We start from the raw sequence: 22,867 nt of genomic DNA on the forward strand, positions 1-22,867 counted from the left end.
CCGAAACCGACGTAAGGAGAAGCCAGCCATGCTGCGTCCTATTCACGCCGACCGTCGTGAGGAAGTGCTGCCGGTCAACCCGCTGTACAGCGGTCTGGTGCCCCCCGACGGGGTGCCGCGCTTCCAGCTGTCGCAGAAGTCGATGACGGCGGACGCCGCGAGCGCCCTCATCCGCGATGAGCTGATCCTGGAGTCCCACGCCCGGCTCAACCTGGCGACGTACTGCACCACCTGGATGGAACCGCAGGCGAGAGAGCTGATCGCGGAGTGTCTCGACCGGAACCTGATGGACCACGACCAGTATCCGCAGACCGCGGACATCGAGACCCGCTGCGTCAACATCCTCACCAACCTGTGGAACGACCCCGACGGCGTCGGCGTCGGCGCTTCGACGGCGGGCTCCAGCGAGGCGGCGATGCTCGCGGGCCTGGCGATGAAGTTCGCGTGGCGCAACCGCCGCCGGGCCGCCGGACTGGCGGCCGACCGGCCCAACCTGGTCATGTCCACCGCAGTGCACACCTGCTGGCCGAAGTTCTGCCGCTACTGGGACGTCGAGCCGCGCTACGTCCCCATCAGCGAGCCGGACTACTGCGTCGACCCGGACGAGGTGGCCGCGGCGTGCGACGAGAACACGATCGGCGTGGTCGCGATTCTCGGCTCCAGCGCCCTGGGCAAGTACGATCCGGTGGCCGAGATCTCGGGGCGGCTGGACCGGGTGCAGGCCGAGCGGGACCTGAACGTCCCGATCCACGTGGACGCCGCCGTCGGCGGTTTCATCACGCCCTTCCTGGACCCCGAGCGCGTCTGGGACTTCCGGCTGCCGAGGGTGCGGTCGATCAACGCCTCCGGCCACAAATTCGGGCTCGTCTACCCGGGGGTCGGCTGGATCGTCTGGGAGGACCGGGCGGACCTCCCCGAGGAACTCGTCTTCGACTGCGAGCTGCTCGGCGGCTGCGTGCCGACCTTCACGCTCAACTTCTCCCGCTCCGGCGCCCCGGTCGTCGCGCAGTACTACAGCTTCCTGCGGCTGGGCTTCGAGGGGTTCCGAGCGGTGCAGCACACCTCCCGCGAGGTGGCGTGCTTCCTGGCGAAGGAGGTCGCGCAGATTCCCGGCCTGGAGGTGATCGCCGACGGCGCTGATCTGCCGGTGGTCGGCATCCGCGTCCGGCCCGGCGAGGACGCGATGACGGTCTTCGACATCCACGACCGCATGCGCCGCCACGGCTGGCAGATCCCCGCCTACCATCTGCCCCCCGACCTTGAGCACATTGGAGTACTGCGCCTCGTGATCCGCCACGGGTTCAGCCAGGATATGGCTGAGCACCTGCTGCGGGACCTGCGCACAGAGGTCACCAGCCTCCTGCAGGCCGACTCCCGGCCGTGACCACGAGGCCCGGTCGGCGGGCGCTGCCCAGGGCGTGAACGGCGACGAGGAGGACGCGTGAGCACCTGCGGCGGCGCACACGCTCCCCACCGCGGCCAGGAACCGGACCCGGCGACGCACGCCCTCATGGAGGCGGCGGCGGAGTGTCTGAACGACCTCACCAGGATCGTCCTCCGCCTGGAGGGCCTGCTGGGTTCGTACGCGGTGACACCCGCCGCCCGGGTCCGGGGCAGCGAGGGCCTGACGCGGCCGTGCGACGGCATGACCCGCGTGCTGCACGAGGCCCGTCTCACGCAGCGCGAACGGGAAGTGGTGGAGCTGCTCGTGCGCGGGCTGTCCAACCGTCGTATCGCGTGCGATCTCAACATCTCGGAGCCGACGGTGAAGAACCATCTGCGCGCCGCCTTTCTGAAGCTCGACGTCACGGACCGCACGCAGGCCGTCGTGAAGGTGCTGGACGCTCGGCATCAGTGAGCCTCTGGAACGCGGCCGGGGCACCGTGCGTGCAGCCGGGGGATCTTGGGGGCGTGAGGGGGCGTGCTGCGGCGCGCCGTGTGGCGCGCGGCGGGCCGTCCGACCTGAGGATGCTGATGTGATCATCCGATGGCGAAGTCGAGCGGGGCGGCGGCGCACACGCCGACGCGTGCTGTGCGTGCTGGCGCCATCCGTCGCGATCGTGATCGTCGGCGCGGACCCGGCGGGCCCGGCGGTGGCCGACGGCGCGGGCCGGAACGGGCTGGCGCTCCGGGTGACCGTGAACTCCCGTGCCGGGCTCGGCGCCATGCACCCCGGTATCCGGGTCGGCCACCCGGTGATCAAGGTGTACCGGCTCGTCAACCGGGGCGGCGCCGACCTGCACGACGTCCGTGTGACCGACCCGGGCCTTCCGGGTGTCGCGATCCGCTGCCCAGGCGGCGGCGACCGGCTGCGCATGCTGCGCGGACTCGGCTCCGCGCACTGCACGGCCCGTACGGTGGCTCGGCCGGGCACGTGGAGCGGCCAGGTCCGGGCCTCCGGGCACATCCCGTACCTGCGCGCCCACGCGGTGGCTCGGGCACCGTCCGGGTACGCGGGTATCGGGGGCGGCCTCGGTCTGTCCGAAGCCGTGGCGGTCCAGGGGCAGCGGGCGACCGTCACCTATCACGTGCGGAACACGGGCAACCGCCCGGTCCACGGCATCAGGGTCAGCGACCTGTCGCTCACCGGGGCGGACATCGACTGCGGAGGCGGACGGGCAGTCGTGCCCTCGCTGCGTCCTGGGCGGTCCGCCGGTTGCCGCACGGTGGTGCGCCGCGATCCGGGAACGTACATCAGCGCCGGGGTCGCCGAAGGCAGCGACAAGACCCGTACGATCGGCGCCTCGGGTGGCACGGTTCCGCCGCCGAGGCTCACCGCGCGTGCCTCCCGGCGCTTTGAGATCCGCCGGCCCGTGGTGCCCAGGAAACCACCGAGGCGGCCGGGTGCGCTCGAAGGCGCGGCCGGGCGGCCGCTCCCGGCGCCGCCGCCCCAGGCTCGGCCTCTCCCGGCGCCCGCACCGCCTGTGGAACCGCCTGCCGCCGGAGCCCCGCTGCCTGCGGTGCCGGTGCCGCTGCCGCTGCTGCCCGGTGCCTTGCCGCCGCCGCTTCCCCCGCCCGGCATCGCCGCTCCTGGTATCGGTCCCGGTGCCGCTCCTGGCTTGGGTCCCGGCGCTGCGCCTGGTCCGGGTCTTGGTGGCGCTCCTGGGCTCGGCCCTGGTGCCGCTCCTGGGATCGGTGCCGGCGCTGCGCCTGGTGTCGGTCCCGGTGCCGCCCCTGGCGTCGGCCCTGGCATCGGCCCGGGCGTCGTCGCCCCTGAAGCCGCAGGTGAGGCCGCAGGCGAGGCCGCTGCTCCCGCTGAGCCGCCTCCCGGAGCGGTGGGCGGCGCGGCCGTGGCGGGTGCCGCGGTGGCCGGTGCCGCGGTGGCCGGTGCGGACACGAGGGGGACCGCTGTGGCCCCCGAGGCGCGGCGGCAGGACGAAGGGCGGTCGATCCTGGGCCGCTTCTACCGTTCAGGAGAGGGGCCCACGGGCCTCGGCCTGCTCGCCGCGCTCTTTCTTGTGTTGATCCCCGGTGCCGTCGCGGCCGCCGTGCTCGGATCCCGCCGGGGTTGACCGAAGCCGCCGTGACGCACCGCAGCCGACAGGAGCCCGGCCCCGATGCTAGAAACCCTCGCCATTGTCCTCGGCGTTTCACTGCTGGCCGCGGCCTGTGTGGTGGTGCGGCACCGCTTCTGGCCGCCCGCCCCGGATGCCGAACCGCGGGAGGACGTGGCCGAGTACATCTCGATGATGGTGGGCGTCCTCTACGCGCTGGTCCTCGGGCTCGCTCTGGTCTCGGTATGGGACACCCGCTCCGGCGCCGAAGGGCATGTCCAGACCGAGGCGAGCGCCGCGCACCAGGTGCGGCTGCTGACCGACGGCCTTCCCGAGCCGCACGCGGACGACGTGCGATCCGGCGTCGAGGCATACACCCAGCACGTCGTGAGCGTGGAGTTCCCCGCGATGGCGGCGCGTGAGCCGCTGGGGCAGCGGGGCTGGGACCTGCTGGGCGCGGTGCGCGTCGCCAGCCGGCTGCCCGCCGACGCCACGCCCTCGCAGCAGGCGACGTCTCAGGAGATCCTGGCCCAACTCGGCACACTGGACGACGCCCGGCGGGGCCGGGAGGGCGACGTGGAGGGCGGGCTTTCGCCCCTGCTGTGGGTGGGGCTCATCATCGGCGGGATCCTCACCGTGGCGTTCATGTTCCTGTTCGGGGTGGAGCGGAGCCTCACCCACGTGGTGATGGTGATGGGCCTCGCGGCCCTCATCACTTTCATGGTGTTGCTCATTCACCAGCTCGACCAGCCCTTCAGCGGCCTACTCGCCGTGGACACCGCACCGTTCAGCCGGTACTTCTGACCTCCCGGTCTCCTCAACCGGCCCAGGTCGACCTCAACTACTGCCTGGCGCTCGACGAGTACGGACTGAGCGCTCACCAGCCCACCCCGAAGAACACGGCGACGGTCGCGACGAGCACGATCACGGCCAACAGGGGCCAGTACAACGCTTTGGCGGGCAGGTTCCCCTGCTTCGTGAGGATCTCGCCCGGCCGGTCGAGGGCGATCAGTACGCCGTTCGCCGTGACCAGGAGCAGCAGCAGGTAGAGCCCGAAGAACACGTACTCCATGTACATCACGGACCCGTCGGCCGAGACCGACCGGATTTCGTTGTGGTCGACGACCACCACCAGAAGCATCGTCACCAGAAACGCCATCACGGCGAAGGTGTTCGAACCGAAGAGCTCGAACTTCTGGTCACGACTGGTGACGAACAGCGAAGCGAACACCACCAGCGCGATGAGGGCGACGGGCACCAGGTTCCCGACGACGGCCCCGGTGTAGTTGCGCTCATAGACCATGTTGAAGTACAGGTCCGGGTAACTGACCGGCCCTGCGTACGGCTTGAGGCCGAAGCTGCTCGGATAGGCGTAGCGGGCATAGCTGTACGCGGTGTACATCGGGTGCCACTCGCCGCTCACCAACTGCGGGTCCGTGCCCAGCAGGTCCTTGTCGATCCAGGGCGGGTAGGAGGAGAAGTCGGGCACGAGGACGGCGTCCTTGTCGAAGTCCGGCTGCCACATGCGCAGCCACACGTTCTGCCGGTCCAGCGGGTAGGTGCGGTAGTCGAACCGCTGCCTGAAGGTGGCGCTGAAGTACCAGCCGGTCGTCTTCGTCCCGTCGGCGGCAGTCCGCTCGTAGGCGATGTCCCTGTCCTCCGGATAGGACTGGTCGGCCTCGGGAAAGACGACACCCCGCGTGAGGTCCTTGGGCGTGTCGGGCGGGTAGCGCTGCCACACATAGCCGGAAACCGCCACGTTGTTGCTGCTCGTGAACTCGATCGACTCCACATAGACGCCGGTGGGGATGACGGTCGGGTCGCGCCCCCCGGGCATGGCACGGGAGAGGTAGTCCCGGGTGCTGCGCTCGTCCCGCACGATGGAGCCGGCGGCCCGGCCACGGCCCTCGTCGCGCAGGATGACCGACCAGCAGACGACCATCGCCACGAGGCACACGAAGGTGCAGGCCACGCTCGTCAGCCACACCCGGCGGGCAGTGGCGGCCCAGGGGCGGGCGACCAGCAGCACGCCGCACAGCGCGGCGACCACGCCGCAGACCACCGCCGTTCCGAACAGGGAGTCACCGAGAGCTGCTGTTCTTCTGCCCCGCCATACGGCCGTGGCCCCCACACACGCGGCGAGGGCCAGCGCGCCGCAGGCTCCGGCGGCGACGGAACAGCGCCTGCCGTACCGGCCTCGTCGAGTGGACGGGGGCGGGGGCTGCTCCGGGGCGGAGGGCTTCAGCGGGTCGGTTCCAGAGCCGGTCATGGAGTGGGCACCTCGCTCGTGCGGGACGCTGATCCGGCCGCCGCCGTCGGCGGCGGCGGTGTGTGCTCCGCCGGGACCCGGCTCTTACCGTGAGCCCGGCTCGCTGTCCGGCCGGTCGGGCCCCGGGGTCTGGTCCGGTGCTGGTGCCGGACAGAACAAGGGAGCGTCCGCGGGGGGAAGGTAAAGGGCGTAAATGGTCAGCGGACGCGGACCGTAATTGTGGAAATGGTGTACTCGGTCGGGGCCTTCGAGCTCCACGATGACGCCGCCCGCACCGGTGGTCTGCACGGTGCCGTCGGCCAGGGTCCGGGTGACCGTGCCGGACGCGACCACGGCGATGACCGGGCCGGGGTGGTAGTGCCATCCCGAGTCGGCCCCGGCCGGGACATCGATCCGGTGCAGTGCGACCCGGGTGCGCCCGCGTGTGCGCACCGACAGCCCGGCATCGACCGTGCCGTTGGCCAGGAGAGTGCTGTCCACGTCGTCGGAGTACATGGTCAGGCGTTCACGTTCGGCGTGGGCAGCGGTCCGAGCAGCCCGGAGCCCGGGGAGTCGGGATCGTCGCCGGTGAGGAACTCCATGGCGTGCCGTACGTAGACGTCCTTCGACAGGGTGCGCTCACCGTCGGGGAGGAAGGACGAGAACACCTGGGCGGCGGTCGGGCCCGGCATGCCGAACGAGATCCGGAACAGGGCGGTGAATTCCTCCTCGTCGATCACACCGTCCCCGTTGGTGTCGCCCAGATCGAAACGGGCGCTCGCCCCTGAACGGGCCGCCTGGCCGTAGGCGTCGCTGTCGGTGCGGAACACCCGCTCGTACCCCTTGAGGAACTCCTCCGGCGAGATCTCACCGTCGTCATTGCGGTCCAGCACCGTCAGGTGGTCCCACCAGGCGCGCAACCCGGTGTCGAACCGGTCGAGGCGACTTCGGGCCGCTCCCGGGGACTCCTGCTCCCACGCCAGCATGCGTTCGGCACTGAGGCGGAGATCGTCGAACGTGAGGATCCCGTCCCCGTTGGTGTCGAGGGCTTCGAAGTGCCGTTCGGCCTTGCGCTGCTGGAATGGGCTGAGCATGTGCCGCTTCTCCTTGGCTGGTCCGCTCGATGGCGGCGATCCCCCTCAATTGCCCCTTCGGTGCCTCTCAGTTCATCTGCCTCTTCAGTGCCTCTCAGTTCATCGCGGTCCCGCCCTGGCGACGACATGGACTGGGCCGAACGTGGCAAGCCGCCGCGCGTCACCGCAGGCGTGCCGCACCGGACCGCGCCCTCACCTGAACGGCGCATCCTGTCCGGCCGCGGAGCGGGCGGAGCCGCACAGTGGAGGGCACGGTCACCGGGCGACGCCCTTCGGCCAGCCCCCTGCCAGGGGGTGGCGGCCTCCCCTCGCGGCCTCCGGCGGCCGCTGCCCGTCCCTCTACGACAGCCACCGAGCACGGCGACGGAAGCGGAAAGGCCGCGGATGGAACTGACGGTCAACCAGGCGATCACTCGGCTGAACAGGTTCACGGAATGGGCCGTGGTCGAGGAGATCCCGCTGGACTTCGCCTGTCACCACCCGCAGGGCCTGGAGCGAGTCGGCGACAACTTCTTCCTCAGCAGCGTGGAGGTGACAGAGACACCCAGACCCCTGTCACGCGCGGACCACGGTGCCGGATACCCGGAGTACACGGCGGGATGCGGACGCGGGCACGTGTTCGAGGTCAGTCGGTCCGGTCGGCTCCTGCGTCAGTGGGAACTCCGCGAGGACACGGCCTACCACGCGGGGGGCCTCACCTTCGACGGCACCGACGTGTGGGTCCCTGTGGCCGAGTACCGGCCCGACTCACGATCCATCATGTACCGGTTGGACCCGGTGACCGGCGAGGTCCAGGAGATGTTCCGGTACGCGGACCACGTCGGCGGGGTCGCGCGCGACGCCCGGACCGGTCTGCTGCACGCCATCACATGGGGAGGCCGCAGGGTCCTCGTGCTGACCACCGACGGAGAACTGGTCCGGGAGATCCCGGTGCGCAGTCACTACATCGACTTTCAGGACTGCGTGGCGGCGTGCGACGGACTGGCCTCGTGGACCGGAGTCATGGTCTACCCCTTGCCGGACGGCGCCGGCGGTGCCTTCCAGCTCGGCGGGATCGCCGTGCTGGACATGGAGAGCGGGGACATCGTGTACGAGGTCCCCGTGACCGCGCTCTCGCCGACGGGGCGTGTGGTCACCATGAACGCCACGGACTTCGAAGTGGTGGGCGACCGGCTGCGGATGTACGCCCTTCCCGACGACTCGTCGACCCCGGGAGGCGTCGGCCTGCTCGTTCTGGAGGCGGAGCTGTGACAGCGCGGCTCAAGCCGTACCGGACGCAGCGCGACAACCCAGGGGACCGAGGAGTGAGTGACGGATGGTGTGTGAGACCACGGACGCGGAGCGTGAAGTGGCCGACCTGATGCCCATCGAGGCACCGGTCGCCGACTGCCAGGAAGTGCTCCGTAGGGTGCCCTTCTGGTTCCACACCTTCGCGCTCAACAAGGCGGCGGGGATCTACACCCCGGGGATGGTCCGTGACCACCGCTACCGCATCCCGTATCTGCCGGCCGACTTCAACGGGCTGCGCGTCCTCGACGCGGGCACCTGTGACGGCTTCTACGCCTACCTGGCCGAGAGCCGCGGAGCCGAGCGGGTCCTCGCGGTGGACAACCATCAGTGCCTGCGCCTGGCCCGGGAGCGGTTCGGCGTCGACCTCACGGGAGGCGAGGCGTTCCGCGCGATCGGCGCGCTGCTGGGCTCCCGGGTCGAATACCGGCGCGCCGACGTCCTCGAACTCGCCGGGTCGGCGGAGCACTTCGACTTCGTCTACTGCTGCGGAATGCTGCACCGCGTGGAGAACCCACTCGGTGTCCTGCGCGTCCTGCGCGGGCTGCTCGACACCGGCGGACGGATCCTGCTGGAGACGTACGGGGCGACAGGGCCGGAAGCGGCCCTGCCCACGGTGCACGTCATGGCGGCGGGGGAGGCCAACACCGGTGACAACGTCCACTACTGGGGACTGAGCGCTCCCGCACTCACTCGCCTCGCGCGATGGGCCGCCCTCGAAGAGTGCGGCGACACCCAGGTGCACACCGTCGACGGACACCCACGGCTCATCGCGACACTGCGTGCCGTGTAACGCGATGCGTGGCCGCCGCAGAGCCTCCGCGGCCCTCGCCGCGCCACCCGGAACAGGGAGAACGGACCATGACCAAGGCGCCGAGTGAGCCCGCCCCGCTGCGTGTGGAGATCGTGCAGCAGGGGTTCTGGAATCTGCCGCTGGAATCCATGCCCCTGGCCGCGGGGTATCTGAAGGCGACGGTCTTGGAGGACCCCTGCCTGGCCGGCAAGGTGGCCGTCGACATCCGCAACTTCAGCGGCACGCTCACGCACGAGATGATGGCCGACACCCTGTTCGGCGCGGAGGACGCGACCATCCCCGACGTCCTCGCCTTCTCCGTACTCGGCTGGAACTTCCGGGCCTTCGGAGCGCTGGCCGAGACCTTCAAGCAACTCAACCCGGCGGGCTGGGTCGTGTTCGGCGGCACCCACGTCACCGGCCAGGCCGAGCGCGTCTTCCACCTTTTCCCGCACGTCGACGTGGTCGTCAACGGCGAAGGCGAGCTGACCTTCCGGGATTTGGTGCGCACCCTGGTCGAGGGGGCCTCCCGTCCGCGGCTGGGGCACGTGGCCGGGCTCTCCTGGAAGGAGGCGGACGGCACCGTGCGCACCAACCAGGACCGGGAGCGGATCACGGACCTCGAGGTCATCCCTTCGCCGTTCCTGACGGGCGCCATCGACCTCCTCGACGCCGACGGAAGGTTTCGCTACGACGTCGCGCTCATCGAGACGAACCGAGGCTGCCCCTACAAGTGCTCCTTCTGCTACTGGGGAGGCGCGGTGGGGCAGCGCGTCCGCTCGTTCTCCCGGGAGCGCCTCCGGCAGGAGCTCACCCTGTTCGCGAAGCTGGGTGTGCGCACCGTCGCCACCTGCGACGCCAACTTCGGTATGTTTCCCGCCGACCTGGAGCTGACCGAGGACCTCGTGGAGATCAAACGGACCCACGGCTACCCTCATGCCTTCGAAAGCTCCTGGGCGAAGAACAAGTCGCACGTCTTCTTCGAAATCGTACGGAAGCTGAAGGACGTCGGCCTCACCTCCTCCTTCACTCTGGCGTTGCAGAGCCTGGAGCCCGAAGCGCTCACCACCATGGGCCGCCGCAACATGAAGGTGAACGAATGGCACGATCTGGCCCGGCGGCTGGCCGAGGACGGCCTGGAGTGCTGCGCCGAGCTGATCTGGGGAGCGCCGGGAGAAACGGTCGAGTCGTTCCTGCGCGGGTATGACGAACTCGCCGGCCATGTCTCCCGCGTCGCCGTCTACCCGATGCTCCTGCTGCCCAACACCGAGTACGCCGAGCACCGGTCGCGGCACGGAATCGTCTCGGTCCGGGGCGAACACGACGACTTCGAGTACGTCCTCGCGCACCGGTCGATGACGTTCGCCGAGAACCGGCACATGCGGAGGTTCGTCTTCTGGGCGAAGGTGATGGCCGAGTGCGGCGTCCTGCGGCACAGCTGGTCCGCGCTGCGGGAACTGGCCGGCTGGAGCCAGTCCCGGGTGCTGCGCGAATTCGCCGACTGGATCGACACCGTCCCCGCGCCGGAAGCGGTGGCGCTGGCCGAGGGGCCGAGGCCGCGCGCACCGCGCCGAACACGCGGCAGGGCGGCGAGGCGGTCGCCCTGCTGTTCTCCGACCCGGCCGGCACGGACCTGCTCACCCGGTGGTGGGCCGAAGCCGTCGACCCCCTGCTGCCGGAGGGCGTGCGGCCCGTCCTCGGCGAGGTGTTCCGTTTCGACCTGCTCACCCGTCCGGCGTGCGGGCCGTCCGTGCTGCCGCTGGTGTCCTTCGGCGGGGAGGACCAGCACGTGCGGGCGGCGGTGACCTTGGCGTACGACGTGCCCGGCATCGTCGCGGAGCTGCGCGCCGGGAAGACGCCCGACGTGCGCCCGCGCGAGACGTGCCTGGACATCTACTACCGGACCGGCGCGTCCGACGTGGTCTCCTCCTTCAACCACGAGGTGGTGCGGTACTTCCTGGGCACGCCGGTCCCGGCGGAGCCCGCGGGTACCGGCGGAGCCCGCGGTCACGCCGGTCGGCTGAGCGCGCTCTCGGACGTCACTCACACGGAGACCGCATGGCACTCCCCGCCACCTCCTCGCCCGACCTCGACCGACTGCGCCGCGTCGGCGATCCCGTCGCCGACGCGGTCGCCGGGGAACTGTTCCACTCGGGCCGTACCGCCGACGTCAACGTGGTCCTGCGGACGTTCGACGACAACGCTCAGGAGCCGCCGGAGGACCTCCCGCCGAGCCTGGCCGACTACCTGCGCAGCAGCGGCGAACTCCCGCGCCGGGTCGACCAGGAGCGCGTCGCGGGCGCGTACGAATTCTTTCGGGACGACGGCCTTCAACTGGCCGGAGCGGTGCTTCCGCTCAACCTGGTGGCCTGGCTGATGCCGCTGCGGCATTCGCCGTCCGCGGTCCTACGGGCGCAGCGCGTCTTGGCGTGGTCCTGGCTGCCGGGGCTCTCGGTGATCGGCCTGCTCGTCCGATCACCCGACCTCACCGACCTTCGTCAAGCGGCAACCGCCTCCGGCACCTGGATCCAGGTCATTCCGGGGCCCGCGGGAACGCAGACGGCGCCTGGAACGCGCAGGGCCGCGGGCACCGCCTGCTGCAGCGGCAGGCAGGCACCCTTCGTGTCCGCGGCGGGCTCCTGCCGGACGAGCGCGTGCACCACGGGGGCGAGCCTGCGGAGATAGAGGGCGTATCCGTGGCCCGAGGGATGGAAACCGTCGTCGTGCATCAACTCCGGCGCGGGGTCGAGGAAGCGGGGGTCGAGCAGGTTCACCGTGTGCGCCCCGGCCCGCAGCGCGGCCACGGTCTGGAGGCGGGCCAGCCGGTGCCCCCGCCGCCCGGCCCAGCCCCGTACGAAGGGGCGCAGGGCGGGGAGGCCGCCGAGCTGCGGACAGGTCCCGACCCCGGTCTGCCAGCCCCCGGCCCGCAGCCGGGCGATCTGACGGGCCAGCCGTCGCGCGCAGGCGCGCAGTCCGCCGGGCGCCAGCGCGTCGTTGCCCCCGACCGAGATCAGGGCGAGCCCGGGATCGCCGCGCAGCACGGTCGTCACCTGGGCGTGCAGGGTGCGGGAGTCCGTTCCCAGCCTGGCGTGCACCTCCAGACGTACGGGCCTGCGACACTCACGGACGACGGACTCCGCGAGCGTGGCGCCCACGGTGGCGCCGGGCGCGGAACAGCCGACGGAGAGCGCGAGCGAATCCCCCAGCAGCACCATCCGCAGTGGCCGAGCCCCGCCGCCCACCTCGCACAGTTCCGCTCCGTAATGCCCGTCGCATTTGAGATGCGGAAACGGCCCTGCGGGCAGCGGGCTTTTCAGAATCGCCTTCGTGTATGTCTTGTAGAGGCGACGGCGTACGGCGGATCCCATGGCAGACACAGTCCTTTCGCTCCGCGGTCGGCACCGTGTCGCAGTGAAACACTCCCGCGTACAGGAATCGCGTCACGGCCCCGGGAGTCCACTCATGCGCGCTAATGATTCAGCGTCCGCCGACAATTCACGCGGGAGATGGGCGGCCACGGCCGTGCTGTGCGTCGGGCTCTATTTGCTCGGGCTGGATCTGACCGTACTCAATGTCGCCATTCCCGACCTGCAGGCCGACCTGCGCCCCACGGTCGCCGAAGTGCACTGGATCGTGGACGGCTACGCACTCGTCCTCGGCGGCACCGTCCTTGCCGCCGGTACGGTCACCGACCGCACCGGGCGGCGGCTCTCCTACGCCTGTGGTCTGACGCTCTGCGCCGCCGCCTCCGTCCTGGGCGCGCTGGCGGGCGCGCCGTGGCAGCTCATCGCCGCGCGCTGCGGCATGGGCGCGGGCGCGGCGCTGATGATGCCGGCCACGCTCTCCCTCATCCGCAACCTGTTCACCGACCCCCGGGAACGGCGGCGGGCGATCGCCGTATGGACGGCGGTGCTCGGGGCCGGAGGGCTGACCGGGCCGCTCGTCGGGGGCTGGGTCGTCGAGCACTTCTCCTGGCGCGCGGTCTTCTGGCTCAATGTGCCGCTGGCGCTCGTGACCGTCGCCGCGGCCTTCCTGCTCGTCCCGGAGTCGCGGGTGCGGCGTGGCGAGCGGCTCGACGTGGCGGGCGCCCTGCTGTCGGCCTGCGTGTTGCTGACCCTGGTCGGAGCCGTCATCGAGGGGCCGGTGCGCGGCTGGACGAGCCCCGTCGTCCTGGGCGGCTTCGCTCTCGCCGCGGCGCTGCTGACGGTGTGGGCCCGGCAGCAGCGCCGCAGCCCGCACCCGCTGCTTCCCCCGGAGCTGCTGCGGGACGCCCGTATCGGCATCGGGGCGCTCGCGCTCGCGCTGATGTCGTTCGCGCTCTTCGGCGCGCTGTTCGTCATGACGCTGCAGCTGCAGGGCGTCATGGGCCACACGCCGTGGGAGGCCGGGGTGCGCACCGTGCCTCTGCCTGCCGCGCTCGCCGTCGGCGCGTTCGCCGGCCAGCCGCTCATCGGCAGGCACGGCGAACGGCCCGTCGTCGCACTCGGTCTCGTACTCGTCAGCCTCGGCCTCGGCGTGCTCGCCACCACGGCTCCGGGTTCGGGGTACGGGCGCCTGGTGCTCTTCCAGGCCCTGGCCGGGCTCGGCGCCGGCATGACGGCTGTGGCGGGCACCGAGGCGGTGATGGGGGCCGTGCCCGCCGCGCGGGCCGGACTCGGCTCGGCCGTCAACGACGCGACCAGGCAGGTCGGTTCGGCGCTCGGCGTGGCCGTCCAGGGCTCGCTGCTCGCCACGCTCTACACGGACCGCATCCGTACAACCCTGATGGACAACGGAGTTCCCGGCGACGTGGTCGGCAGCGCCGACGACACGGTCCTCGCGACCGCGGCGCTCGCAGCCCGCCTCCCGGAGCCGGAGCGGACGCGGCTGCTCGGCGCGGCCGAGGACGCCTTCGTGCACGGCCTGACGCACACGGCGCTCCTGGCCGCCGCCGTCACCGCGCTCACGGCGGCCGCGGTGTGGCGCTGGTTCCCCGCCTGTGCGCGCGACGTCGCCGAGTACGGGGCGGCGGACCCCGGCGGGGCTCGGACGAAATCGGGGTTCGGCGTCAGGCCGCAGTGAACAGCAGGACCGTGTTCTGGCCGCCGAATCCGAAGGAATTGCTGACAGCGGTGCGAAGACGACCTTGTCGGGGGACCTTGGTGACGACGTCGAGGTCGATGTCCGGGTCCAGGCGGTCGAGGTTGGCCGTGGGCGGGATCGTCTGGTGGGAGAGGGTGAGGACGGTCAGGGCCGCCTCGATGGCTCCCGCTCCGGAGATCGCGTGGCCGAGGACGCTCTTGGGTGCCGTGACGGGGGGTGGTGTCCGGAAGACCGTGCCCAGGGCGCGGGCCTCGGACAGATCGTTGAGCCGGGTCGCCGTGCCGTGCGCGTTCACGTGGTCGATGTCCTCGGGCGCGAGGCCGGCCTGGGCGACAGCGAGCCGGATGGCACGGGCGCTGCCGCTGCCGTCGGGCCTGGAAGCGGTCGGGTGATAGGCGTCGCAGGTGCTCGCCGCGCCCGCGAGGTACGCGTGAATGGGCGTGTGTCTGGCTCTTGCGTGCTGGGCGCGTTCCAGAACGAGCATGGCCGCGCCTTCTCCCAGGACGAACCCGTCACGGTCCGCGTCGAACGGGCGGCTGGCCGCGTGGGGCTCGGACGTGCGCCGGGAGAGCGCGCGGAGTTTGTCGAAACACCCGGCTGCGATCGGCAAGGTCGCGCTGTCGCTGCCGCCGGCGAGGACGATGTCGCAGGTGCCCGCCCGCAGCAGGTCGCGTGCCACGGCCAACGCCGTCGCCCCGGACGCGCAAGCGGTGCTGACGCTCATGCCCGGCCCCTGGATGTTCAGGTCGAGACTGACCTCTCCCGCGGCCATGTTGGGGGAAGCGCGGGGAATCGTCATGGGGGGAATGCCTTGGGGCCGGCCGCTGTGCAGCTTGTTCCAGGCAACGCCCATGCCCTCACTGTTCGCACTGGCACCGACCACCACACCGACCCGCGCCGGGTCCCACGCGACCGGGTCGAGGCGCGCGTCGGTGATCGCCTGGCGGGCAGCGGCGACGGCCATCTGAACAAACCGGTCCAGGCGCCAGCTCAGAGCACGGCCAAGGGCGGCGTCGGCGTCGAACTCCCGGGCCCGGCACGAGAAGGTGACGCGCAGTCCGGCGAGCTCCGGGTCCGATGCCGCGACGGAAGTACCCAGGAGCATGCGCTGCCACGTGGTGGCGGCGTCCGGCCCGGCGGGGGTGATGAGGCCGATCCCGGTGACGGCGATGGCGTCGGTGGTCACGTGACAGACCCGCCGGCAGTGACCGGGTCGACCGGTGCCTGCTGTCCCGGCAGAGCCTCGGGCTGAGCGCGCTCGAGCAGGTCGGCGATTTCGGTGAGGGTCAGGCCGCCGTGGATGTCACCGATCTCGTCGGGGACCCGCACGTTGTGTTCGTCTTCCAGGGTGCACAGCAATTCGAGAAGGGCCAGTGAGTCCACGTCCAGTTGATCCAGTCTGGTACTGGGCGTGACGGCCTCCGGATCCCGGCCGATGTGTTGGGTCAGCGTTTCCATCACGAGATCGAGCATGGAAGGCACTTGACTTCCTCTCATTTCCGAAGCGCGAACAGCCGGATACGATCGCGCCAGGCTATCCGGAATCCTCGCTGGAATGGGGGGAGGACGCACCGAGGCGGTCCATTTCCCTGGTCACAGTAAGAACTGACGTCCTTTCACGCCTGTCTGGGGAATAGTTATGCTCGGGGCGAGTGATTCGTAAAAGCAGCGGGACGCCCGCTGCTTTGCTTGCGTACGGTCGACGGGCAGGGAGCGGGAGCATGCCCGGTCCGGCCGTTTCTCCCTTTGGCGTGGAGGTTTGAGATGGTCACAGTTCCCCGCTTCCGGACGACCGACGTGGTTGCCGAACTGGAGCCGTCGGTGGGGCGTTTGCTGGAGCGCCACCTGGCAGCGGCCCGGCCGTGGTTTCCGCACGCCTTCGTCCCGTGGAGCGACGCCACGGACTTCGACGGACCACTCGGCGGAACGCCGTGGTCCCCCGAACAGTCCGTACTGCCGCAGGCGGTTCAGGACGCTCTGGTGGTGAATCTTCTGACCGAGGACAACCTGCCCAGCTACCACCTCGAACTCGCCGGAGTCGCCGGTCTGCGGGGCTCCTGGGGCGAGTGGGTGCACCGGTGGACGGCAGAAGAAGGCCGTCACGCTGAGGCTTTGCGTGCCTATCTGCACGCCCGGCGCGCAGTGGACCCGGTTCGGCTCGAGCAGGAGCGAATGCGGCATGTCGGGATCGGTCACCACACCGGTCAGCCCACCGCACTGCACGTCATCGCCTACACCACCGTGCAGGAGCTGGCCACCCGCGAAGCCCACCGGAACACCGGCCGACTCTGTGGCGACCCACTGGGCGAACAACTCATGGCCAAGATCGCCGCAGACGAAAACCTGCACATGCTGTTCTACCGCGACCTGTACGCCGATGCTCTTCAGGTCGCACCAGATGCCGCCGTCGCGGCGCTCGCTGACGTCATCTGTGGTTTCAGCATGCCCGGATCCGCCATCCCGGGCTTCCGCAGGCGGTCGCTGCGTATCGCCAAGGCCGGCATCTACAACCTCGACATCCACCGCCGACAGGTCGTCCTGCCGCTCCTGCGCCACCTGGGAATCATGAACCTTCCCGATCTCGGCCCGGAAGGTGATCAGGCACAACACCGCATCGCCTCCCACCTGGAACATCTGTCCGCTACGGCAGAACGTTTCCAAGCGCTCTTCACCCAGAAGGCAGGGACCCCCGTGACTGATTGAGCCGCCGACCGGCCCGAGCGCCGCGCACCCGCCGCCGTCCACCGCGCCTCACCCGTACGGACCGCCGCGCTGGTGGGCCCGGCCGGCCGGTGATGCCGTGAGGGGGCAGCACCCGTATCTGTGAGGGCCCTTCAGGAGGCATCCGCCATGAACCGCCGCCCGCCGCGTACGCCCCGCCTCCTTGCCTTCGTCCTGGCAACGAGCGCCTTGTTGACCACGGCGGCCTGCTCGGGGAGCGACGGCGACGGCGGGGAACAGGGCCGCGCGGACGTCTCCGCGTCGCCGGTGGCCGAGAAGTCTCCGACGGCGTCGGCGTCCGCCAAGGCGCTGACCGCGGCGGGAGCGAAGGCCGCGCTGCTCACCGAGGCCGACCTGGAGGACGACTGGACCCAGGTGAAGGACGCGGCCACGTGGCGGGACTCGCTCCTCATCGGCAAGGTGAAGGTGGCGGACTTCCTGACCGGCAAGGCGGACGCCGCCGACTGCCAGAAACTGCTCGACGCCCTCTACGGCGACGATCTGCTGGGCAAGCCGACCGGGGCGAGCGCCCTGACCGGCTTCGCGGACGGCGGCGACGCCCGGCTGCTCCAACAGGTCGCCGCCTACGATCAGAGCCGTCTGGACAAGTCGCTGGCCTGGCTGAAGACGCTGCCGGTCACCTGCGACCAGTTCACGGTCACCGGCGGGGACGCGGGCCGGCGGACCGTACAGGTTGTCGAGACATCGCTGCCCGGCGTGGGAGACGCGCGCCAAGGGCTGCGCGTCACGCTGAAGGGCGAGACGGACGGGTCGCCCACCACGCTGACGCTCGACGTCGCCGCGGTGCGCATCGGCCCGAACGCCCTCACGGTCACCGGCGGTGGACTCGACGGCCTCGAGGACGACACCACCGAGCAGGCCGTACGCCAAGGCACCGACCGCCTCGAGGACGTCCTCACCGGCCGAACCCCGCCCGCTCAGCCCGGCGATGGCTACTGAGCACGTTCAGTCGATCAGCCCCGCCTCGCGCAGTGCCCGCTCACCCTCGGGGCTCTTCACGGTGTGCTCCGGGTGATCAAAGGCGACGAGCGGGTTGAGTACGACATGCAGCATGAGGCTCTCGCTCCGACTCCCCCAGAAGGCGTGCGGTACGTTGCGGGGGAAGACCACCACATCTCCTGGGCGAACGTCACGCTTGATGAGTTGGCCGTCCTTGAGCGCGAAGAACGTGCCCCGTCCTCGAATGGCCGTGCACACCCGGTCCCCGTGAGGGTGGATGTGCATGTAGGACTTCTCCTCGCTCTGCGGCGCGAACTGGTCGAGGCCGAATCCGACGCCGTCGTCCGTCTGACCGATGAGCTTGGTCTGCATGCAGTCGACCGGCACCCATGGCGTGCTCTCGAACCGTTCGGGCGACGGCAGGCCGGAGAGGTCCAGCTCGTCGTATTCGTTCCCCGCCGCCCACCTCTTGAGAACCAGCGCCCTGACGCCCTCCGTCGGGACCTTGCCGTTGACCACGTCACCCAAGCTGGACACTTGCTTTCCTCCCGTGCGGAAAGGGACTTCCGTCTCTAAAAACATGTAGACCGTTCAGGCCAAGGGAGGGAAGGGTGAACGGCCGAGCTTGCCTGCGCATCGAAGGCCGACCGGGGGACACCTCGAACCGGAGCGAAGTTGTACCAGCTCAAGAGGTCAATTCCCGCACAGTCACTTCGATGCGCTCTTGACGCGCGCCGAAAGGACCTTGTGCGCGGCGCCCCACCCCGTACGGTCGCCCCACCCCATACGGTCCAGCACGACGTGCCGTCCCCCGTGCGGCCCGCTGGAATGGGCAGGTGACCGCGCCTCCGGACGACTGCCTCGCGCGCAACGAGTGGATCTGCGGCGAGTATCTGAGCACCCGCCGGGAGATCCTCGTCGACGCCGTGCTGCAGCACCTGGAGCTGACCTCGCTCTCCGTCCTGATCGCGGTCGTCATCGCCCTGCCGCTGGCCGTCCTGGCCCGCCGCTGGGGCCTCGCCTCGGGGCCGGTGCTCGCGGTCACCACGGTCCTGTACACCATCCCGTCGCTCGCGATGTTCTCGCTGCTGCTGCCGGTGTACGGCCTGTCGTCGACGCTGGTCGTCGCGGGCCTCGTCCTGTACTCGCTGACGCTGCTCGTCCGGAACATCCTCGCCGGGCTGCGCGCCGTGCCCGAGGAGACCCGGCAGGCCGCGCGCGGCATGGGCTACGGCCCCGTCCGGCTGCTCCTGACCGTGGAGCTGCCGCTCGCCCTGCCCGCCGCCATGGCGGGCCTGCGCATCGCCACCGTCTCGGCGGTATCGCTGGCCACCGTCGGCGCGATCGTCGGCTTCGGCGGCCTCGGCAACCTCATCTACGCCGGCATGAACACCTACTTCAAGGCGCAGGTCCTCACCGCCTCCGTGCTCTGCGTGATCATCGCCGTCCTCGCCGACCTGCTGCTGCTCGGCGTACAGCGACTCCTGACGCCCTGGACGAGGGCGGCCCGCGGATGAAGACCCTGACCGACGCCTGGGACTGGCTCGCCGACTCCGCGCACTGGGCGGGCGACGACGGCATCTGGCACCGGCTCACCCAGCACCTCGTCCTCACCGTCGTCTGCCTGCTGATCAGCTGCCTCATCGCGCTGCCCGTCGCGCTCGTCCTCGGCCACCTCGGCAAGGGCGGCGCGCTCGCCGTGAACATCTCCAACGTCGGGCGCGCCGTGCCGACCTTCGCGGTGCTCGTCCTGCTGCTCCTCACCCCGCTCGGGAAGTGGGGCGAGGGCCCCACCGTCGTCGCCCTGGTGCTGTTCGCCGTGCCGCCGCTGCTCACCAACGCGTACGTCGGCATGCGCGGCGTGGACCGCAGCGTCGTGCAGGCCGCGCGCGGGATGGGCATGACGGGGCGGCAGATGCTGTGGCGGGTGGAGGCGCCGCTCGCGCTGCCGCTGATCATGAGCGGGGTGCGCATCGCCGCCGTGCAGCTCGTCGCCACCGCCACCATCGCGGCGCTCGCGGGCGGCGGCGGGCTCGGCCGCATCATCACGGCCGGCTTCAACCTGGCCAGCACGCCGCAGGTGGTGGCGGGCGCGGTGCTCGTCGCCGTGTTCGCCCTCCTGGTCGAGGGCGTCTTCGAGGCGGCGGAGCGGCTGGCGCCCGGGTGGGCGCGCAAGGCGGGGAAGGGGTGAGTGCAGTGACTGGGGCGAGCGCGTCGAGCAGGGCGACCCGGGCGAGCGCGGCGAACAGAGCGGGCGCGGCGGGCGCCCCCGTGCGCGTGCGGAACTGGCGCACCCGCTGCGGCGTGCTGGTCGCGGCCGCCGCCCTGCTCGCCTCCGGCTGCGGCGGGCCCGTCCCTGGAGAACCAGGGCGAGGTCACCGCGCCGCCCGGCGACAGCAAGAACCTCGTCGTCGGCTCCGCCGGTTTCACCGAGAGCGATCTGCTCGCGCAGATGTACGCGCTGCTCCTGGACAAGGCCGGATACGGCACGGAGATCCTGTCCGTCGCCAACCGCGAACTGTACGAACCCGCCCTGGAGTCCGGGCAGATCGACGTCGTGCCCGAGTACGCGGCGACGTTCGCCGACTGGCTCAACGCCAAGGTCAACGGCGCCGACGCGAAGCCCGTCGGCTCGCCCGACCTGGACGCCACCATGAAGGCCCTGCGGAAGCTGGCCGCGCCGCGCGGCCTGACCGTCCTCGACCCCGGAAAGGCCGTGGACCAGAACGCGTTCGCGGTCGCCACCTCGTACGCGCGCAGGCACCACCTGAAGACCCTCAGCGACCTCGGCAAGTCCGGCCTGAAGGTGCGGCTCGCCGCGGGCGACGAATGCGTACAGCGCCCCTACTGCGAACCCGGCCTGAAGAAGGTCTACGGCATCGACGTCACCGGCGTCGACCCCAAGGGCGTCGGCACCACACAGGCCAAGAAGGCCGTCCAGAGCGGCCAGGACCAGATGGTCCTCACCACCACGACGGACGCCACGCTCGACGAGTTCGGCCTCGTCCTCCTCGCCGACGACAAGCACCTGCAGAACGCCGACTACATCGTCCCGGTCGTCAACCGCTCCCGGGCGGGCAGCGAGGGCGTCTCCCGCGCCCTCGGCCGCCTCAACACCGTTCTGACGACGGACGACCTGGCCGACATGAACCGCCAGGTGGACAGCTGGCGCCGACTGCCGGAGGACGTGGCGAAGACGTACTTGGAGGACAAGGGACTGCTGTAGGGGCCGGGCCCCACGCCTGCCATGCTGGCCCGCATGGCTGATCACGGGGACCACGAAGCAGTCCGGCGCAGCTACGACACCGTCGCCGAGGAGTACGCGCAGCGGTTGCATGACGAACTCGACGCCAGGCCGCTCGAACGGGCGCTCCTGTCCTGCCTGGTGGAGCAGGCGGAGCCGGGTGCGCCCGTCGCCGACCTCGGCTGCGGGCCGGGGCACGTGGCGGCCCATCTCACCGGGCTCGGCGTGCGCGCCGTCGGTGTCGACCTGTCGGCGGGGATGGTCGCGACGGGCCGCCGCCGGTATCCGCGGGTGGAGTTCCGCGAGGGCGACCTGCTGCATCTGCCCGCTGAGGACGGGGAGTTCGCCGCTGCCGTCGCCCTCTACACGATCATCCACCTCGACCCGCACGAACTACTCCCGGCGTTCGTGGAGGCGCGGCGGGTGCTGCGCCCCTCCGGGCTGCTGCTCGTGTCGTTCCACATCGGCACGGAGATCCGGCACTTCGACGAGTGGTGGGGACACGACGTGGACCTCGACTTCCGCTTTCTCGCCGTCCCGGACATCGCCGGGCTCCTGGAGGAGGCGGGTTTCGCCGTGGAGGCGCGCCTGGAACGCGAGCCGGCACCGGGCGAGGCCCAGACACGCCGCGCCTACCTGCTGGCCCGCCGCACCTGACCCCGACCGGGGGGGCACCTTTTCCGCCGCAACGGCGAGCACCCACCACACACCGCACCGGCGGTGCCGAACCACCCCAGCCGTGGCGCAGCCAAACCCCCACCACCCCGCGCCGGAGAGGCGCTACGCGTCGGCGACCGAGTCGAACTCCACATCCCCCCGCCCCACCCCGTGGGCATCCGCGTCCACCGACCGCCGCAGCGCCTCGTGCAGCCACGAAGCGGGCGCCGTCCACGACGGCGACCCAGCCCGCGTCGTGCTGGAGCATCATGCCGAACGCCTGCTTCAGCGGGGTGCCGACGGGGACCCAGGCGTTCATGCGGTGTGCCAGGTCGCCGACCGTGGCCCCGTCGCCGGCGCGCGCGACCTCGTCGACGCCCACCCAGCCGTGCAGGTCGCCCTCGGCGTTCAGGACCATCGCCCAGCGGGCGTCGTCCGCGCGGAGCCGGGCCGCGGCCTGCGTGGCGGGCTCGTCGAGGCGGGCCACGGGCGGCTGCTCCAGGTCGTCGGCCTCGATCTCGGTGACGGAGAGCCGCTTCAGACCCCGGTCCGCGCCCACGAACTCGGCCACGTACGGCGTCGCGGGCGTGCCGAGGACCGCGCCCGGGGTGTCGAACTGCTCGATGCGCCCCTGCCCGTACACCGCGACCCGGTCACCGAGGCGTACGGCCTCCTCGATGTCGTGCGTGACCATCAGGACGGTCTTGCGCACGGTGCGCTGGAGGTTCAGGAACTCGTTCTGCAGGCGCTCCCGCACCACCGGGTCGACGGCGCCGAACGGCTCGTCCATCAGGAGCACCGGCGGGTCGGCGGCGAGCGCGCGGGCCACGCCGACGCGCTGGCGCTGCCCGCCCGAGAGCTGCTCCGGATAGCGGCCCCCGTACGTCTTCGGGTCGAGCCCGACCAGGTCGAGCAGCTCGGCGGCGCGCGCCCGCGCCCTGGCCCGCTTCCAGCCGACGAGGGCGGGCACGGTGGCCGTGTTGTCGAGGACGGTGCGGTGCGGGAAGAGGCCGACCTGCTGGATGACGTAGCCGATGCGGCGGCGCAGCCGCACCGGGTCGACGCCCGCGATGTCCTCGCCGTTGACGTAGATGTGGCCCGCGGTCGGCTCGATCAGCCGGTTCACCATCATCATCGTGGTCGTCTTGCCGCAGCCGGAAGGACCGACGAGCGTGACCAGCTCTCCCTCGGCGACCTCGAAGGAGAGGTCGTCCACGGCCGTCGTGCCGTCCGGGTAACGCTTGGTCACCTGCTCGAACCGGATCATTCCCTCACGCTAACCGCGCG

General features: G+C 71.0%; 22 protein-coding genes and 1 pseudogene. 14 read left to right on the plus strand and 9 right to left on the minus strand.

All coding sequences use genetic code 11. The annotated features are described in order from the left end of the window. The first annotated feature begins 28 nt into the window (after window positions 1–28). The 4 genes from STRAU_RS03925 to STRAU_RS03940 all read left to right on the plus strand — a co-directional run bounded on the left by STRAU_RS03925 (window position 29) and on the right by STRAU_RS03940 (window position 4,298). The gene (locus STRAU_RS03925; protein ID WP_052028941.1) at window positions 29–1,384 is read left to right on the plus strand and encodes a glutamate decarboxylase; all 1,356 of its coding nucleotides are present in this window, start codon (window positions 29–31) and stop codon (window positions 1,382–1,384) included. 57 nt (window positions 1,385–1,441) lie between these two features. Then, complete coding sequence (locus STRAU_RS44395) at window positions 1,442–1,858, plus strand: helix-turn-helix transcriptional regulator (RefSeq protein ID WP_052028942.1); 417 nt, start codon at window positions 1,442–1,444, stop codon at window positions 1,856–1,858. Between the two features lie 178 nt (window positions 1,859–2,036). Then, on the plus strand, window positions 2,037–3,512 hold the full coding sequence (locus STRAU_RS42220) for a hypothetical protein (RefSeq protein ID WP_158692010.1): 1,476 nt from the start codon (window positions 2,037–2,039) through the stop codon (window positions 3,510–3,512). Window positions 3,513–3,557: 45 nt separating this feature from the next. Further along, on the plus strand, window positions 3,558–4,298 hold the full coding sequence (locus tag STRAU_RS03940; RefSeq protein ID WP_016638941.1) for a bestrophin-like domain: 741 nt from the start codon (window positions 3,558–3,560) through the stop codon (window positions 4,296–4,298). Window positions 4,299–4,371: 73 nt separating this feature from the next. Here STRAU_RS03940 and STRAU_RS03945 read toward each other — a convergent pair whose 3' ends face one another. The 3 genes from STRAU_RS03945 to STRAU_RS03955 all read right to left on the minus strand — a co-directional run bounded on the left by STRAU_RS03945 (window position 4,372) and on the right by STRAU_RS03955 (window position 6,836). Beyond that, window positions 4,372–5,763 (minus strand): hypothetical protein, encoded by a 1,392-nt coding sequence (locus STRAU_RS03945; RefSeq protein WP_016638942.1) that lies wholly within the window; start codon window positions 5,761–5,763, stop codon window positions 4,372–4,374. An 84-nt stretch (window positions 5,764–5,847) separates the two neighbouring features. After that, on the minus strand, window positions 5,848–6,243 hold the full coding sequence (locus STRAU_RS03950) for a cupin domain-containing protein (protein ID WP_158692011.1): 396 nt from the start codon (window positions 6,241–6,243) through the stop codon (window positions 5,848–5,850). Window positions 6,244–6,260: 17 nt separating this feature from the next. Next, the gene (locus STRAU_RS03955; protein WP_016638944.1) at window positions 6,261–6,836 is read right to left on the minus strand and encodes an EF-hand domain-containing protein; all 576 of its coding nucleotides are present in this window, start codon (window positions 6,834–6,836) and stop codon (window positions 6,261–6,263) included. Window positions 6,837–7,220: 384 nt separating this feature from the next. Between STRAU_RS03955 and STRAU_RS03960 the strand changes: the two genes are divergently transcribed. From STRAU_RS03960 to STRAU_RS03970, 3 genes are all read left to right on the plus strand, one after another. Beyond that, the gene (locus STRAU_RS03960; RefSeq protein WP_016638945.1) at window positions 7,221–8,087 is read left to right on the plus strand and encodes a DUF6454 family protein; all 867 of its coding nucleotides are present in this window, start codon (window positions 7,221–7,223) and stop codon (window positions 8,085–8,087) included. A 64-nt stretch (window positions 8,088–8,151) separates the two neighbouring features. After that, on the plus strand, window positions 8,152–8,916 hold the full coding sequence (locus STRAU_RS03965; RefSeq protein WP_016638946.1) for a class I SAM-dependent methyltransferase: 765 nt from the start codon (window positions 8,152–8,154) through the stop codon (window positions 8,914–8,916). Window positions 8,917–8,984: 68 nt separating this feature from the next. Next, window positions 8,985–10,721: a KedN5 family methylcobalamin-dependent radical SAM C-methyltransferase gene (locus STRAU_RS03970; protein ID WP_016638947.1), complete on the plus strand. Its 1,737-nt coding sequence runs from the start codon at window positions 8,985–8,987 to the stop codon at window positions 10,719–10,721. Window positions 10,722–10,959: 238 nt separating this feature from the next. On the opposite strand, the gene STRAU_RS42850 is transcribed toward STRAU_RS03970, so the two are convergent. Both STRAU_RS42850 and STRAU_RS03975 read right to left on the minus strand, forming a co-directional pair. After that, window positions 10,960–11,307, minus strand: a complete 348-nt coding sequence (locus STRAU_RS42850; RefSeq protein ID WP_063890320.1) for a hypothetical protein — start codon at window positions 11,305–11,307, stop codon at window positions 10,960–10,962. A 107-nt stretch (window positions 11,308–11,414) separates the two neighbouring features. After that, complete coding sequence (locus STRAU_RS03975; protein ID WP_016638948.1) at window positions 11,415–12,284, minus strand: SGNH/GDSL hydrolase family protein; 870 nt, start codon at window positions 12,282–12,284, stop codon at window positions 11,415–11,417. Between the two features lie 94 nt (window positions 12,285–12,378). Here STRAU_RS03975 and STRAU_RS03980 point away from each other — a divergent pair, with 94 nt between their 5' ends. After that, entirely contained in the window at window positions 12,379–13,977 is a 1,599-nt protein-coding gene (locus STRAU_RS03980) for an MFS transporter (protein ID WP_106967801.1), read from the plus strand. On the opposite strand, the gene STRAU_RS03985 is transcribed toward STRAU_RS03980, so the two are convergent. Further along, window positions 13,964–15,184, minus strand: coding sequence for a beta-ketoacyl-[acyl-carrier-protein] synthase family protein (locus STRAU_RS03985; RefSeq protein WP_016638950.1), 1,221 nt, complete (start codon window positions 15,182–15,184; stop codon window positions 13,964–13,966). The genes STRAU_RS03980 and STRAU_RS03985 overlap by 14 nt on opposite strands. Next, the gene (locus STRAU_RS03990) at window positions 15,181–15,471 is read right to left on the minus strand and encodes a phosphopantetheine-binding protein (protein WP_016638951.1); all 291 of its coding nucleotides are present in this window, start codon (window positions 15,469–15,471) and stop codon (window positions 15,181–15,183) included. The genes STRAU_RS03985 and STRAU_RS03990 overlap by 4 nt, the downstream gene beginning before the upstream one ends. Before the next feature lie 291 nt (window positions 15,472–15,762). On the opposite strand from STRAU_RS03990, the gene STRAU_RS03995 reads away from it, so the two are divergent. Both STRAU_RS03995 and STRAU_RS04000 read left to right on the plus strand, forming a co-directional pair. After that, window positions 15,763–16,701, plus strand: coding sequence for an acyl-ACP desaturase (locus STRAU_RS03995; protein WP_037657410.1), 939 nt, complete (start codon window positions 15,763–15,765; stop codon window positions 16,699–16,701). 147 nt (window positions 16,702–16,848) lie between these two features. Further along, window positions 16,849–17,679, plus strand: coding sequence for a hypothetical protein (locus tag STRAU_RS04000; protein WP_037657412.1), 831 nt, complete (start codon window positions 16,849–16,851; stop codon window positions 17,677–17,679). Between the two features lie 6 nt (window positions 17,680–17,685). On the opposite strand, the gene STRAU_RS04005 is transcribed toward STRAU_RS04000, so the two are convergent. Next, a complete protein-coding gene (locus tag STRAU_RS04005; protein ID WP_037657414.1) occupies window positions 17,686–18,216 on the minus strand; it encodes a cupin domain-containing protein in 531 nt (176 codons plus the stop codon). A 299-nt stretch (window positions 18,217–18,515) separates the two neighbouring features. Here STRAU_RS04005 and STRAU_RS04010 point away from each other — a divergent pair, with 299 nt between their 5' ends. Genes STRAU_RS04010 through STRAU_RS04025 form a run of 4 tightly spaced genes read left to right on the plus strand, consistent with a single transcriptional unit; the run spans window position 18,516 to window position 21,580 of the window. Beyond that, window positions 18,516–19,196 carry an ABC transporter permease gene (locus tag STRAU_RS04010; protein WP_016638955.1) on the plus strand — a complete coding sequence of 227 codons (681 nt, stop codon included), beginning with the start codon at window positions 18,516–18,518 and terminating at the stop codon, window positions 19,194–19,196. After that, window positions 19,193–19,870 carry an ABC transporter permease gene (locus STRAU_RS04015; protein WP_016638956.1) on the plus strand — a complete coding sequence of 226 codons (678 nt, stop codon included), beginning with the start codon at window positions 19,193–19,195 and terminating at the stop codon, window positions 19,868–19,870. Before STRAU_RS04010 ends, STRAU_RS04015 begins: the two co-directional genes overlap by 4 nt. Window positions 19,871–19,879: 9 nt before the next feature. After that, window positions 19,880–20,905 carry an ABC transporter substrate-binding protein gene (locus STRAU_RS04020; protein ID WP_259299815.1) on the plus strand — a complete coding sequence of 342 codons (1,026 nt, stop codon included), beginning with the start codon at window positions 19,880–19,882 and terminating at the stop codon, window positions 20,903–20,905. A gap of 33 nt (window positions 20,906–20,938) precedes the next feature. Next, window positions 20,939–21,580: a class I SAM-dependent methyltransferase gene (locus tag STRAU_RS04025; protein ID WP_037657452.1), complete on the plus strand. Its 642-nt coding sequence runs from the start codon at window positions 20,939–20,941 to the stop codon at window positions 21,578–21,580. Window positions 21,581–21,703: 123 nt separating this feature from the next. Here STRAU_RS04025 and STRAU_RS39910 read toward each other — a convergent pair. Continuing rightward, window positions 21,704–22,847, minus strand: a pseudogene (locus STRAU_RS39910) (ABC transporter ATP-binding protein). Window positions 22,848–22,867: the final 20 nt, after the last annotated feature.

Source organism: Streptomyces aurantiacus JA 4570, assembly GCF_000414115.1.
GTDB classification, from domain to species: domain Bacteria; phylum Actinomycetota; class Actinomycetes; order Streptomycetales; family Streptomycetaceae; genus Streptomyces; species Streptomyces aurantiacus_A.

Bases quoted from the DNA above. Each gene is read 5' to 3' on its own strand.
- STRAU_RS03975 (WP_016638948.1), bottom strand. From the start codon at position 12,284: ATGGGATCCGCCGTACGCCGTCGCCTCTACAAGACATACACGAAGGCG.
- STRAU_RS04025 (WP_037657452.1), top strand. From the start codon at position 20,939: ATGGCTGATCACGGGGACCACGAAGCAGTCCGGCGCAGCTACGACACC.
- STRAU_RS03955 (WP_016638944.1), bottom strand. From the start codon at position 6,836: ATGCTCAGCCCATTCCAGCAGCGCAAGGCCGAACGGCACTTCGAAGCC.
- STRAU_RS03960 (WP_016638945.1), top strand. From the start codon at position 7,221: ATGGAACTGACGGTCAACCAGGCGATCACTCGGCTGAACAGGTTCACG.
- STRAU_RS03980 (WP_106967801.1), top strand. From the start codon at position 12,379: ATGCGCGCTAATGATTCAGCGTCCGCCGACAATTCACGCGGGAGATGG.
- STRAU_RS03940 (WP_016638941.1), top strand. From the start codon at position 3,558: ATGCTAGAAACCCTCGCCATTGTCCTCGGCGTTTCACTGCTGGCCGCG.
- STRAU_RS04000 (WP_037657412.1), top strand. From the start codon at position 16,849: ATGAACCGCCGCCCGCCGCGTACGCCCCGCCTCCTTGCCTTCGTCCTG.
- STRAU_RS03995 (WP_037657410.1), top strand. From the start codon at position 15,763: ATGGTCACAGTTCCCCGCTTCCGGACGACCGACGTGGTTGCCGAACTG.
- STRAU_RS03925 (WP_052028941.1), top strand. From the start codon at position 29: ATGCTGCGTCCTATTCACGCCGACCGTCGTGAGGAAGTGCTGCCGGTC.
- STRAU_RS03970 (WP_016638947.1), top strand. From the start codon at position 8,985: ATGACCAAGGCGCCGAGTGAGCCCGCCCCGCTGCGTGTGGAGATCGTG.
- STRAU_RS03945 (WP_016638942.1), bottom strand. From the start codon at position 5,763: ATGACCGGCTCTGGAACCGACCCGCTGAAGCCCTCCGCCCCGGAGCAG.
- STRAU_RS42850 (WP_063890320.1), bottom strand. From the start codon at position 11,307: ATGCCGCAGCGGCATCAGCCAGGCCACCAGGTTGAGCGGAAGCACCGC.
- STRAU_RS04015 (WP_016638956.1), top strand. From the start codon at position 19,193: ATGAAGACCCTGACCGACGCCTGGGACTGGCTCGCCGACTCCGCGCAC.
- STRAU_RS03990 (WP_016638951.1), bottom strand. From the start codon at position 15,471: ATGCTCGATCTCGTGATGGAAACGCTGACCCAACACATCGGCCGGGAT.
- STRAU_RS03965 (WP_016638946.1), top strand. From the start codon at position 8,152: ATGGTGTGTGAGACCACGGACGCGGAGCGTGAAGTGGCCGACCTGATG.